Source organism: Rhizobium gallicum bv. gallicum R602sp (assembly GCF_000816845.1).
Classification (GTDB): Bacteria; Pseudomonadota; Alphaproteobacteria; order Rhizobiales; family Rhizobiaceae; genus Rhizobium; species Rhizobium gallicum.
The window spans coordinates 832,526-845,533 of sequence record NZ_CP006877.1 but is presented as its reverse complement, the minus strand read 5'-3'; the positions used below and the strand labels follow the sequence as shown (position 1 = coordinate 845,533).

The following is a 13,008-nucleotide window of genomic DNA, read 5'->3' as shown; positions in this document are numbered from 1 at the left end:
TTCCGTGCAACGTTGAAAACGAGATCCATCCAGGACGATTGCATATGACGCTGACCATCGACCATATCGACAGCAGACGCTCGGTTTGGGGGGCCGTATTCTCCATGACATTGTGCGTCTTCGTGCTGATCGCGTCTGAATTCATGCCGGTCAGCCTGCTCACGCCCATCGCGGCCGACCTCGGCGTTTCGGAAGGAAACACAGGACAGGCGATTTCGATTTCGGGCATCTTCGCCGTCTTAACCAGCCTGTTCATCGCAACGCTTATCCGCCGGTCAGACCGCCGCATGGTCGTACTGGCTTTGACGGGACTGCTGATGCTGTCGGGGATCACAGTGACCCTCGCACCTTCCTATCCGGTCCTGATGCTGGGTCGCGCCCTGCTCGGCATTTCGATCGGCGGCTTCTGGTCGATGTCCACGGCGATCGTGATGCGTCTCGTCTCCCAAGACCAAGTGCCGAAGGCCCTCGCCCTGCTCAACGCAGGCAACGCGATCGCCGCGACGATCTCCGCGCCGATGGGAAGCCTGCTTGGCGCCTACATCGGGTGGCGCGGCGCCTTCTTCCTCGTCGTCCCGGTAGCGCTGCTCGCACTCATCTGGCAGTGGATCAGCCTGCCCAGCCTCCCCCCACGCCGCGAGGGAACCTCGGGAAACGTGTTCCGGCTCCTGGGACGTCCGCCCGTCGCGCTCGGCATGGGGGCGATCCTGCTCCTCTTCATGGGACAGTTCGCGCTCTTCACCTATTTGCGGCCGTTCCTGGAAACAGTGACTAGCCTAGAGATCGAAACGCTTTCGCTCGCGCTTCTGATGATGGGCCTCGCGGGAGCGGTCGGCACATGGGTTATCGGCTGGCTCCTGTCCCATCGCCTGTTCAGTATTCTCATGGTCATCCCGTTGTTGATGGCCTGCATCGCCTTGGCCATGATCGCATTCGGCGACATGAAGCTCCCCGTGTTCCTGTCGCTGGTCGGCTGGGGCTTACTCGGAACGGCCGCGCCAGTCGGCTGGGGTACCTGGCTGAGCCGCGTTCTCCCGAAAGATGTGGAGGCCGGCGGCGGACTCCAGGTTGCCGTCATACAGCTAGCGATCACGGCCGGGGCCTCGCTCGGCGGTCTTCTGTTCGATGTCGTGGGCTGGCAGTCCACCTTCGCCCTTAGCGCCGCGCTGCTGTGCGGATCATCGCTGGCATCCCTTGCAGTGTGGCGTGTGACGAGGTCGTGATGAGCATCCCGTTCAGGAACCTGACCCGACGCAGCCTTCTCGCAACGGCCATGGCCGCCGCAGTCTTCCCAAGAACCGTGTTCGGCCAGAGCGATCCCAATAATCAGGAGCGAACCAACGTGAAGATCAGGCTGACGTTCGAAAAGCATACGATGACCGCGACGCTCTACGACAACCCGTCGGCGCGCGACTTCGCTTCCATGCTTCCGCTGGATCTCAAGATCGACGACTTCGGATCCAACGAGAAGATCGCCTACCTTCCTCGCAAACTGACCGTGGAAGGCCACGGCCCATTCACGAACGAGCGGCCGTACGACCTCTGCTACTACATGCCTTGGGGCAATCTCGCGATGTTCTACGCCGACTACAAGCATCCAGGGCTGGTGCGCCTCGGACGCTTCGACGACGGCTACGAGGCGCTGCATGTCCGAGGGCAATTCCCATTGCGTATCGAACGTATCCAGTAACCAAACGCCTCATATAGAAGGAGATCCGATCATGACCAGGAAGATAGATAATGCCGAAGGATTCAACGCCGGCCGGCGCAGCTTGATGAAGGCGACGGGCATCGCCGTCGCTGCGATGAGCGTGGTTCCGGCAGTCGCCGCGACGCAGGCTTTAGCCCAGTCGACCTCATGGGACAAGGTGTTTCCGAAGAGCGACAGGGTCGATCACCAGAAGGTGTCGTTCAAGAACCGCTACGGCATCGTGCTGGCAGGCGATCTCTACCTGCCGAAGGAGCGGGGAAATACACCGCTTGCCGCGCTTGTCCTCGGCGGCCCCTTCGGCGCCGTGAAGGAACAGTCTTCCGGACTTTACGCGCAGACGATGGCCGAACGCGGCTTTGCGACGCTGGCCTTTGATGGTTCCTATACGGGAGAAAGCGGCGGCGAGCCCCGCAACATAGCCTCGCCGGAGATCAACACGGAGGACTTCAGCGCGGCGGTGGACTTCATCGGCCTCCACTCCTTCGTTGACCGCGAGCGCATCGGCATGATCGGCATCTGCGGCTGGGGCGGCATGGCGCTTAATGCCGTCGCCGTGGACAAGCGCGTCAAGGCGGTCGTCGCCAGCACGATGTACGACATGACCCGCGTGATGTCGAAAGGCTACAACGACAGCGTGACGCTGGAGCAGCGGACGCAGGCGCTCGAGCAGATGAGCCGGCAGCGCTGGGCGGATGCCGAGAAAGGAACCCCTGCGTATCAGTCCCCTTACAACGAGCTCAAGGGCGGCGAAGCACCGTTCCTGGTCGACTATCACGACTACTACATGACACCGCGTGGCTACCACCCGCGCGCGGTCAACTCCGGCAACGCCTGGTCCCAGACGACGCCGCTGTCATTCATGAACATGCCGATCCTGACCTACATCGCGGAGATCTCTCCGCGCCCGGTGCTCTTCATCCACGGCGAGAAGGCCCATTCGCGCTACTTCGCCGAAACTGCCTTCGCCGCCGCCGCGGAGCCTAAGGAGCTGATGATCATCCCCGGTGCCAGCCATACCGACCTGTACGACCGGGTAGACAAGATCCCCTTCGACCGGATCGCCGACTTCTTCGGACAGCATCTGGCATAGGCGAGGAAGCCACCGACCCGGCGTCGTCGGGCGAGCTGGGCTCGACGTCGCCGACCTTTTTGAGAAGGAACTGAAAGATGAAGAACATCGCTGCGTCCATAGCGATCTCTGCGCTCGCTGCTACGGGAGCGGAGGCTCAGGAAGAACGCCGCCGTGTTGCTCCGCCGGCCGTCTACGATGTCGCGCCCGGCCTCGGCCACTTCACCGACGATGTCCTGTTCGGTGAAGTCTGGGAACGGAAGGAGCTCGCACCTCGTGACCGCAGCCTGGTCACGGTCTCGGCGATCGTATCGACGGGCAAGACGGCGCAGATCGGCGCGCATGTCGGTCGCGCGCTGGATAACGGCGTGAAGCCGGAAGAGATCGGAGAGCTGGTAACGCATCTCGCCTTCTACTCCGGCTGGCCGAACGCGATCTCCGCTGTCGAGGAAACGAAAAAGGTCTTCGATGAGCGGAAGATCGCGCCGCTTCAGAACATCGCCGCGCCGCGCGTCGAACTTGAGGCAGCCGCCGAGGCTGCTCGCAGACAGACCCTCAACACGTCGGTCGCACCGACCTCGGCGGCGCTTGCCGACCTGACCAACCGTGTCCTGTTCGGCGATCTGTGGCAGCGCCCGGAACTCTCGGCACGCGACCGCAGCCTGGTGACGATGTCGGCATTGATCGCCGTCGGTCAGCCCGAGCAACTGCCATTCCACGCCAACCGCGCCATGGACAACGGCCTGAACCAGGCAGAGGTGTCCGAAGTTCTGAGCCATGTCGCCTTCTACGCGGGCTGGCCGAGAGCAATGTCAGCCGTACCCGTTCTCAAGCAGGTGTTCGAAAGCAGGAAGGGAACCCAGGTGACCGCTCCCCAGGCAGACCTCAAGATCACTCCGGCGGGAAGCGGGGCGGCTTCGGCTCCCGAGCAGTTTTTTACAGGGAAGGTTGGGATCTCCGGCCTTTACCAGGCTGACGAGCCTGCGCGCGTCGGAGGCGCAACAGTGTCCTTCTCGGCGGGTGCGCGTACGGCATGGCATACCCATCCGCTTGGTCAGACGCTGTTCATCGTACGTGGCCGTGGCTGGGTGCAGAAGGAAGGAGAACCGATCCAGCAAGTTAATCCGGGCGATGTCGTCTGGATACCTCCGCAGGTCCGTCACTGGCACGGAGCATCGAGCGGTGAGCCGATGACGCACTTCGCCGTGGCAGAAGCATTGGACGGAAGCTCGGTGACGTGGATGGAGAAGGTCTCGGAGGGAGACTACAGCAAGGGCACCGTACGCTGATCGATAAGCGTGGCGCCGCGGGATGCTGTTCATCCCGTCGCGACTTTTCGGACGCCGTTTCGTCTAGGCTTCTGACGCGGCCGAAGTCCGCAATTCCAAAACGGTCACGCACGCGGTCATCGCCAGATGACGACTTCGGCCCGGCCAGCGGAAATAATTGCCGCTGTACCCTCCTGTTGACTGATGCCCAACGCGACGTCCTCCAGATTCAATTTTCGGCGCGATGCTTGATGCGTTGAAGGAGCTTGGGATTGCGGACGACTCCATCGTGGTCTTTGCTTCCGACAACGGACCGGACGGCCCCGGAGCGAGCCGCTTCGGCACCGACATGCCAGACATGGGGACGACCGGACCTTATCGCGGCGCGTTGGGTGACGTCAGCGAAGGCGCGATCCGCACCGCCGCCGTGATCCGCTGGCCGCAACGGATCAGGCCACGGTCCTCCCACGCGATGTTTTCGATCATGGATTTCTTCCCCACCTTCGCGCACGTGGCAGACGGCAAGGCGCCCGACGACAGGCCAATCGACGGTATCAACCAGATCGATCTGCTGCGCGGCGAGAATGATAGAGGACGGCGAGAGCATTTGCTGACCTTCGTGGGTTCCGAGTTGGTCGCCGTTCGCTGGAAACAATTCCGGGCCTATTTTGTGGACGTAGCACCTGGACGGAGCGGCCCAGGCGGCGCGACGCTGATGGGCGGTATCGGATCCGGCGCCGCACCTATGAACGGGTATCCGAAGGTGTTCAACATTGAGTCGGATCCGCAGGAAGAGCACAATATCGGCGAGATGTACAACTGGGTTCTCGGACCGCTGCTGAAGGTAGTGGGGGAATACAAGGCGACCCTCGAGCGATCACCCAACCCACCGGCGGCGAACATGACAAAGTTCTGAATGCCAATATTGCTGGTCGGTTCCGGCGCTGAATGGTGTTTAAACTGCACGATCCTGTAACAAAACTTTTCAACGAAAGCTGACGATGGCCGGCGTCGACAGCCTGTCGCGATGCGCTCCAGGCTGTCAGAGGCGAAATCGCGCTAGAAGCGGACGGCGAGCCCGAGGATCGGTCCTTGCTGAACAACATCGAACACGAAGCCGTCGTCGCTGTAATCAACTCCGAGGGCTCGATATCCGGCGATGGCGGAAATCCTGTCGTTGAAATCGTAGCCGACGCCCATGGCGACATCCCAGTCGATGTCGGCTCCACCGCCGCCGACCAGTCCCCATCCCGTCAGATAAATCTCCGGCGTGAAGGAATACTTCCCACGCAAGCCGACCATGCCATCCACCCATGTCGCGCTGTCGCTTCGCTCGATGCCGCCGAGGAGGCCGCCGTTGAACGAGAGCGTTGTGTCGACCGACCAGAGCTTCGCACCCCCGACGATGTCCAGATGTCCGGCCGGACCATCGAGGAGCGCGTAGCCTATGCCCAGCAAGCCCGAAAAACTCTCCGACGTGACATCGACATCAGTCGCAAATATTCCAAGAGGAGTCTCGCCATTGGCAGACACCTTGACATAGATGGCGTCGCCGATGACGCTGAAGCGGTCATATCGGGCCTCGCCTGCCGCCATGAAGGCGAAATCGAGATTGTCCAGGATGTCGCCGAAGTCGGCATCGATGTCCACCGTGGTGGGAAGCCCGAATTGCGCCGTCTCGCCGGATATCCCGGCCATCCACAGGTATGGAGCAATCGAGAATGTCCAGCCTTCCGGGGCTTCTGCAGGCTTTGGGTCCTGAGTAAGGAGCGGCGATACGTCGGCCGCCTGGGCGCCGCTGCAAATCATGGCGACGACAGCCGCGGAAAGCCCGAATTTCAAAAGCTTCATCCCAATCCCCTTCTGTCGGAAGGCACCATTGCCATTACTTCCTCAGTTCTGCACCGCGCGGCACGCCGGATCCCGTGCCGCTGCCTGCTTCCACGTGCAGTCGTTCACCGCAATCTTCTGCTCTGCGCCGATGTGTCCAGCCATCCCGCTTACCTGGTGGGCGTAGTTGTCTCTGGTATGCGGATCAACCGCGGCCACCGGAGCGGCAAGGATCAAACCTGCGGCGTTGCCGGCCGCTGCCGCCGCCCCCGTCGTTCCGGCGATCAGGTGATCCCCAAGGCCCATCCGGCTGTCGGTCAGCGTCTGGCCCTCGGAGATGCGTGCGCCGATGAGCTGGACCACCTGCGGGGATTCCGCGAACTTGCTGTGGTGGAGACCGTCGCCCGCCTTCACCTTGGTGAGGTCGATGACGGTGACCTCATTGGTTTCCATCTCGTCCTTGTAGGGCGCTTCCTCCGGATCGATCGAGCCCAGCCGGGGGATGTCGCCCCAGACCCTGCGCGAAAAGGCCAGCGCGCGGTCATCGCGGGATACGAACAATGTGAAGCGCGGCTGCCGCTTGCCCATGTCCTCGATCTGCGAGCGAAACACGTCCACGTCGACGTCCGGAGCAGCAAGCATCACATTCTTGAACTTCGGTGGCAGACCACCATTGCGGATCGCCATTTGGCGTAGCCCTTCGAGGGCCAGCCAGTTGCCCATCGAGTGCGCGAGGATAGAGACCTCCTTCACTTCAGGATCGGCAGCCAGATACTGAAACAATTTCTCAAGGGCGTTTCGCGTGTAATTGGTGCTTTCGCGGTCATATCCATAGGCGAGCAGGCTACCTCGCGATGGCCAGGTCACAAGAATGGGAGCGCTGCGGACACCTGAATCGTGGACAATCTGCGCAAAGCGGTAGACGGAATCCTCGAAGCGATTATTGAACCCATGGATGAAGACGAACGCGCTGCGGTCGGGACTCTTCTTCACCGCGGCGTTGAGCCAGGTCTTTGCCTCCTCTTGGCTGATCTCTTCGGCCTTGAGAGTCGCGAAATCGGTCGCCGGATTGGGGGGAAGCCTCTTTGGCCAGGCGACATCGCCGACCTTGCGGACAGGCGGGATCGACACCGTGATGTCCGCAAAGGCTGGGGTGCGTGCCCGCTCGCCCGTGAACATCTCTCCGGCACGCTCCGAGCGCCCACGCGTGGTGGTGATCAGCATGCTGACCCTGCTCGAACCGGGCGACGCATCGGCAACGGGCGCCAACACGCCCTTCGGATGCCCGCCACATCCGGCAGGGACGATGAGCGCGATGCAAAACGACAGCCGCAGAAGGCGACGAAGCGACGATGATGAGGTGACGCGGATGCCACCACTGCGAAGACTGCTCACGCTTCCCCCCGAGCCTAAGTCATGTTCAGCGCAGCAAGCGTCCCCAAGCTGTCTGCGCACTCGCAAAGACAAATCAGCTCTCTACAGATAGCAAGTATTGGGGCCGAAGCACAGCAATACTTGGTCGTGCGGAGGCGACTGGTTGATCGTATGTATTGCCATCATTTTGCACCGGTTACTTCCCGCAATTGTCTGACCAGCTCCGCAACCTGTGGATCGTCCGGCCGCAGGCGGGCCAGCGCCTCGGCATATTCCAGTGTCTCCGGAAAGCGTCTGAGCTTCAGTCCGTACCTGACCGCAGATCCGAGCAGCTCGGCGTCGAGCTCTCCGCCCGCAACTGCGCGACCGAGCAGGTCGAGTGCCTCCTGCGTCCGGCCGAGCGAGTCGAGTGCGATGGCAAGCGTCGTCTTGTAGCGGGTATTTCCCGGATCCAGCCGTATGGCTTCATCGAGTTCCCGCATCGCCTCTGGCATTGCTTTCTCGCGAACGAGCGACAGCGCATGTCCGTAGCGCAGACCCGCGTGATCGGGAGAGATCGCGATGGCTTCGGCGTAGGCGCGTTCCGATTTGTCGTTTTGGCCCGTAGCGCGGTAGAGTTCGGCAAGGTTGATATGTGGACCCGCAAGCGCCGGGTCGAGCACGATCGCCTGTCGGAACGCTTTTTCCGCGTCTCCGGCGAGCCGCTGGCCGAACAGGAAGGTTCCGTAGTTGTTCTGTGCCTCGGCGACGTCGGCGTTGGCCTCGACATAGGCACGCAGGTCTTCGACGGCGGCGTCGAAGCTCTTCCGTTGATTGCCAAGGAGGTCCAACGACGGCGTGCTGCCGAGTGCCGTCGCTGCAGCCACGCGCACCGCGCGGGTTGCATCGCCGAGCAGATTGCCGATAGCCTCCAATCTGAGCTCGGGCGGCAAGCTGCCGGCCGCTTCTGCGGCGCCTAGCCTGACCAAAGGATCGAAGTCCCCCGCGGCCGCTTTTACGTCAGCGACGACGTCGGCTCCGCCAATGCGGCTCATCTGCGCGATCGCGCTGCCTCTGACGATGCCAGCCTGTTCTTTGTCCACCACAAGCTTGCGCAGAGCCCCGATCGAAGCCGGATCGCCTCTTGCGGCTGCGGCGAAGGCGTGCGCGTTCGTTGGGCGCGCACGCCAGGCGGTCCCGTACCACTTGTCCATGTTCTCCGCCGCCCAGGCATTGGTTTTGTGCTCATGACACGTCGTACAGGCATTCGGCGTTCCGTAAGCGACGGAGAGATCGGGGCGCGGGATCACGAAGGAGTGGTCGCGCCGCGGATCGACCTTCATATAGGGACGCTCCGGCATGTGACAGTTGGCGCACTGCGCGCCGCTCGAACCGGCCGGGTGGTGAGTGTGGGCCGGGGTATCGAACATGCCGCTCGGGTCATTCCTGGCAAACCGCTCGGACGCGGTTTTCGTGTGGCATTGAGTGCACAAGGCATTGCCATCCGCCTTCAACGTTGCCTCGTGCTGCCTGTGGCAATCAAGGCAGGTGACGCCCGCTCTTGCCATCTTGCTCTGCTGGAAGGAGCCATACTCGAAAACCTCGTCGAGAATCTGCCCGTCCGGAAAGTAGAGGTCCGGGCGGAGCAACGCCGGCGAAAAATGATCAAGAAAAGGCTTCCCAGCAGCATAGCCGTCGCTAAGCTTGATCCGCCTGGAGTGGCAACCGACGCAGGTGTTCGCGTCGACCTGCGGTAACCCCAGACCCGGACCGACGGGTATTGAAGCACCTTTCGACCTCGCCTCGGCCCATTCGACATGCTTGGCACCAGCGCCGTGACAGGACTGGCAGCCGATGCTGGTCGCGACATAGGTTGATCGATAGTCGCTCGTCTCCGGCTGAAAATTGCTCCGGGGATCGGTGGAATGACAGTCGATGCAGGTGCGGTTCCACCGGTAGAACGGACCTGTCCAATGATATGTCGAGCCCGGCTTTGCTGGCTTGCCTTCGCCAAGCCAGAACCATTCCCGCTTGTCGGTATCCCAGGCAATGTCGAGAGCCTGCAGCCTGCCGCCGCCCAGATCGACCAGATACTGCTGCAAAGGCTCATAGGCGAAGGTGTATTTGACCTCGAATTCCCCCTGCTTGCCGTCCGGCCCCTGGGTCCTGACGAAAAAGCGGCCGTCGCGGCGGGAAAAGATCGTGACGATGCCGTCGTGATCGTACCGGACATTGTCGAAATTGCCCCGCACCGTCCTCTCATCGGCGAGTGCCATCGCTTTTGAATGGTTGGATTTGGCGAAGGCGGCTGACTGGTCGCCATGACAGGATGTACACGTCTTCTCGTCCACGAATCCGGTGTGGATGGAGATTCGAGGATCGGCAGTCGACGACGGAGCCGTCTCGGCGGCAACAATCGGTGCGGCAAACACAAGCAGGGCGCCAAATAATAAGGCTGCCCGAACAATTGCCGCTGAGTGGAAAAACCCCGTCAATCGATCGCTCCCGCGTCGTTCTGGAACAAAGGTCTCGCTGTACCCGGCAGCTTGACCAAGCATCGGGCAAAAATGCAACTGGGCAGCCTCCAATCAGCCGGAGCTTTTCGACCATCTGTTGGGAACGCTTGCATTCGTGCCGATTAGACCAACCCAAAAGCTTAGTAGCACGGTGGGTACCAGCTTTTCGCCATCAATCCTGGCGCCATCCGAGTTGATGACCGCAAGCGACGGCACCGGGGCGGTGGCGGGGACTTGGCCAATGTTCTTTGCCAGCGGCACATGTTGTTTCTTGGTGGAATCCTGGGCGACTACACCAGTTGATGCCAGTGCCAAGCATCCGACAAAGGCTGGCACGCGGGCGAGACGATGGATGTTCATTGTTGTTCTCCCTCGAGCTTCGGGACAAGCGGCAGGGCCACCTGTCCATTCTTGTTGCAGATGGATTACTCCGCCAAAGCCGTCGCTGGCACAAAACGCCCTACTTCTCCCGGAAAATCTGCTTCCAGTCGGCCTTCATATCGACCACGGTCCAACCAGTGATCGCTGCCGCATCAAGCGCCTTGTCAAGGCGGCCGAATTCGCTCTCACGGTCGTAGGCATATTCGCGTTCCGCATCTGTGTGATGAACGAGCATGCCGAAACGCGCGGGCGCACCGCCCATCGTCGTCCATTGCAGCATTTCAAGGTCACCGTCGGAATTGCCGAAGGCAGCAATCGGCCGACGGCCGATGTGCTCGTTGATCCCAACAGGCTTCCCCGCCTTGTCGTCGATGAAGTTGACTTGCGGCAGGCGATATAAGGTCGGCGTATCATCGCGCATCCTGAACTCTGTCTTGATCGACGACCCGACAACCTGCTCAGGCGGGATGCCGTAAACTTTCTCCGCCCATGGCCGCACGAATTCGATACCGCCACCTGAAACGATGAAGGTCTTGAAGTCGTTGGCGCGCAGATAAGCGAGCAGCTCGATCATCGGCTGGTAGACCAGCTCCGTGTAAGGGCGCTTGAATTTCGGGTCGCGCGCTGTGGCAAGCCAATCGGTGACGACCTTCTGGAAGTCGTCGCTGGTCATTCCCGCGTGGGTCGTCATTATGAGTTCCAGAAGGCCCTTTTCGCCGGATGCGGCCAAGGTCTTCATGTCGCCTTCGAGCACGGCCTTGAACGGCTGCGTGTCCTTCCATTCCGGATGGTCCGGAGCAAGCGCCTTGACGCGGTCGAGCGCGAAGGCGAGCTGGGTGTACATAGGATGCTCGGTCCAAAGCGTGCCGTCGTTGTCGAACACGGCAATGCGCTCATGTTCCGGGATAAACTCGGGCGAACCCTCCTTTGTCACCTTCTCGACGAAGGCGACGATCGCCGCTTTCGGGGCGGTGTCGTTCCAGGAGGGAAGAGGGTCGGTCTGGGCGAGAGCGAGGGGAGCGACGAGCAGAGCCGCGGCGGCAGCCAATATGACGCGACGGATCAGTTCGGGTAGATCATACTTCGCAAGCATGTGACACTCCATATGTTCATGACGTTGTCGAACGGCTGCTATATGTCTGCTGCTGATTGCCGATCGACGGCGACATATTCGTTGGCGGCCGACCGCAAAGAGCGATCAGCCGCCCGATTGACGCCGTGCTACTGACTTGCGCGTTGTTTAACCGCTGCCTCGATTTGCGCCTTCACAGCGTCGAGGTTGAAGCTTGCGCCCTTCTGCAGTGGTGGATACTCGATTGCCGTTTGGGCAAGAGCAGCTACCTGCTGTTGGACGAACACGAAGCGCCAGAACTCGTAGACGAACCAGCCCATGAAATTTCCCTGCGCGCCATCCAAAGTCCCGTTTTCAGGATCGCCAAAGCGCTCGAACGGGTCCAGGCGCAGATTTGTGAGGGTGGGCGCGTTGAGCTGGTTCTTGACCCCGATCCAACCGTGGGGCTGGTCAATGAAGCGATACTTGTAGTCGCCTACCCGCACCGCTCCGAGAGTGCTTTCGCCGAAATAGAACACCTCCTGGCGGGCTGAGGGTCCCTTGCCGGTAACCAGGTCCAACTGATTATAGCTGTCGAGATGGTTCTTGTAGGTTTTGTCGCCGACGGTTTTGCCCTTCAGCAGTTCCTCCTTGATGGTTGGGTTGCCGGCAGCGGCAACGAAAGTGGGGAACCAGTCGAGACCGGAGATGATGCCATTTTCGATCTTGCCGGCAGGCACTTTGCCGGGCCAGCGTATCATCGCGGGGGCGCGGAAGCCGCCTTCATAGACGGTGCCTTTTTGCCCCTTGAACGGCGTGTTGCCGCCGTCCGGCCAGGTGAAGGTCTCAGTGCCGTTGTCGGTCGTGAACACGACGATCGTGTTGTCGTCCACGCCCATGTCCTTCAACTTCTGCATGGTCGCGCCGACGATGTCATCGAGTTGGGCCATGCCCGCTTCCTGAAGCGACCATCCGTTCTTCGAATTGCGCAAAGCCTCATATTTGGGTGACAGATGGGTTACGATATGCATGCGTGTGGGATTGAGCCACAGGAAGAACGGCTTGTTGTCCGCCTTCACCTTGTCCAGCCACTTGAAGGCGACGTCGCGGATTTCTTCATCCACGGTCTCCATCCGATCCGGATAAAGAGTGCCGGCGTCTTCGATCCTCTGCTTGCCGACCTTGCCCCAGCGCGGGTCTACCGCTGCATCGTCGGTTTCGGTCGCAAAGCTGTGAACCATGTTGCGGGGGCCGACCTTGTCCAGCAGCTCCTGCGGATAACCGGGGTGCGACGGGTCCTCCATGGCGTCGAGGTGATAGAGATAGCCGAAGAACTCGTCGAAGCCGTGGACCGTGGGCAAGTACTCGTTGCGGTCGCCGAGATGGTTCTTGCCGAACTGACCCGTGGCATAGCCCAAGTCCTTGAGCGCCGTCGCGATGGTCATCGCTTCTGCAGGCATGCCGACAGTGGCGCCGGCTTGTCCTACGGTGGTCAGGCCAGTGCGAATTGGAAGTTGGCCCATAACAAAGGCCGCGCGACCAGCCGTGCAGCTCGCCTCGGCGTAGTAGTCGGTGAAGAGCATTCCCTCGGCGGCGATCTTGTCGAGGTTCGGCGTGCGCCCCGCCATCATGCCGCGGTGATAGGCGCCGATGTTCCAGATGCCGACGTCGTCTGCCATAATGACGACGATGTTTGGTTTTTGCGCATCCTGCGCCCGCGGGGAGACAGGTTGGCCCCAAAGAACGACCAAAACAGCCAATGCTCCAATGCCGTCGATTATCCTGCGGTTCATCTTAAGTTCCTCCCGTGCGATTTCCGGCCGAACGAT

Annotated in this window: 11 protein-coding genes; 5 read left to right on the top strand and 6 right to left on the bottom strand. The window is 61.2% G+C overall.

From position 1 onward, the window contains the following. The first annotated feature begins 44 nt into the window (after positions 1–44). The 5 genes from RGR602_RS04135 to RGR602_RS04115 all read left to right on the top strand — a co-directional run bounded on the left by RGR602_RS04135 (position 45) and on the right by RGR602_RS04115 (position 4,964). Positions 45–1,223: an MFS transporter gene (locus tag RGR602_RS04135; RefSeq protein WP_039844060.1), complete on the top strand. Its 1,179-nt coding sequence runs from the start codon at positions 45–47 to the stop codon at positions 1,221–1,223. Further along, the gene (locus RGR602_RS04130) at positions 1,223–1,690 is read left to right on the top strand and encodes a cyclophilin-like fold protein (protein ID WP_039844059.1); all 468 of its coding nucleotides are present in this window, start codon (positions 1,223–1,225) and stop codon (positions 1,688–1,690) included. The genes RGR602_RS04135 and RGR602_RS04130 overlap by 1 nt, the downstream gene beginning before the upstream one ends. A gap of 31 nt (positions 1,691–1,721) precedes the next feature. Beyond that, on the top strand, positions 1,722–2,801 hold the full coding sequence (locus RGR602_RS04125; RefSeq protein ID WP_039844058.1) for an alpha/beta hydrolase: 1,080 nt from the start codon (positions 1,722–1,724) through the stop codon (positions 2,799–2,801). 77 nt (positions 2,802–2,878) lie between these two features. Further along, complete coding sequence (locus tag RGR602_RS04120) at positions 2,879–4,069, top strand: (R)-mandelonitrile lyase (protein ID WP_039844057.1); 1,191 nt, start codon at positions 2,879–2,881, stop codon at positions 4,067–4,069. Positions 4,070–4,292: 223 nt separating this feature from the next. After that, on the top strand, positions 4,293–4,964 hold the full coding sequence (locus RGR602_RS04115; RefSeq protein WP_082046491.1) for a sulfatase-like hydrolase/transferase: 672 nt from the start codon (positions 4,293–4,295) through the stop codon (positions 4,962–4,964). Between the two features lie 143 nt (positions 4,965–5,107). On the opposite strand, the gene RGR602_RS04110 is transcribed toward RGR602_RS04115, so the two are convergent. From RGR602_RS04110 to RGR602_RS04085, 6 genes are all read right to left on the bottom strand, one after another. Then, positions 5,108–5,899, bottom strand: coding sequence for a hypothetical protein (locus RGR602_RS04110; RefSeq protein WP_039844056.1), 792 nt, complete (start codon positions 5,897–5,899; stop codon positions 5,108–5,110). Positions 5,900–5,941: 42 nt separating this feature from the next. Further along, positions 5,942–7,273: an alpha/beta hydrolase gene (locus RGR602_RS04105; protein WP_039844055.1), complete on the bottom strand. Its 1,332-nt coding sequence runs from the start codon at positions 7,271–7,273 to the stop codon at positions 5,942–5,944. A gap of 161 nt (positions 7,274–7,434) precedes the next feature. Then, entirely contained in the window at positions 7,435–9,669 is a 2,235-nt protein-coding gene (locus RGR602_RS04100) for a tetratricopeptide repeat protein (protein ID WP_223843998.1), read from the bottom strand. A gap of 150 nt (positions 9,670–9,819) precedes the next feature. Further along, positions 9,820–10,107 carry a hypothetical protein gene (locus tag RGR602_RS04095; protein ID WP_039844054.1) on the bottom strand — a complete coding sequence of 96 codons (288 nt, stop codon included), beginning with the start codon at positions 10,105–10,107 and terminating at the stop codon, positions 9,820–9,822. Between the two features lie 100 nt (positions 10,108–10,207). Next, positions 10,208–11,221, bottom strand: coding sequence for an HAD family hydrolase (locus RGR602_RS04090; RefSeq protein ID WP_039844053.1), 1,014 nt, complete (start codon positions 11,219–11,221; stop codon positions 10,208–10,210). A gap of 128 nt (positions 11,222–11,349) precedes the next feature. After that, a complete protein-coding gene (locus RGR602_RS04085) occupies positions 11,350–12,972 on the bottom strand; it encodes an arylsulfatase (protein WP_039844052.1) in 1,623 nt (540 codons plus the stop codon). Positions 12,973–13,008 lie beyond the last annotated feature (36 nt).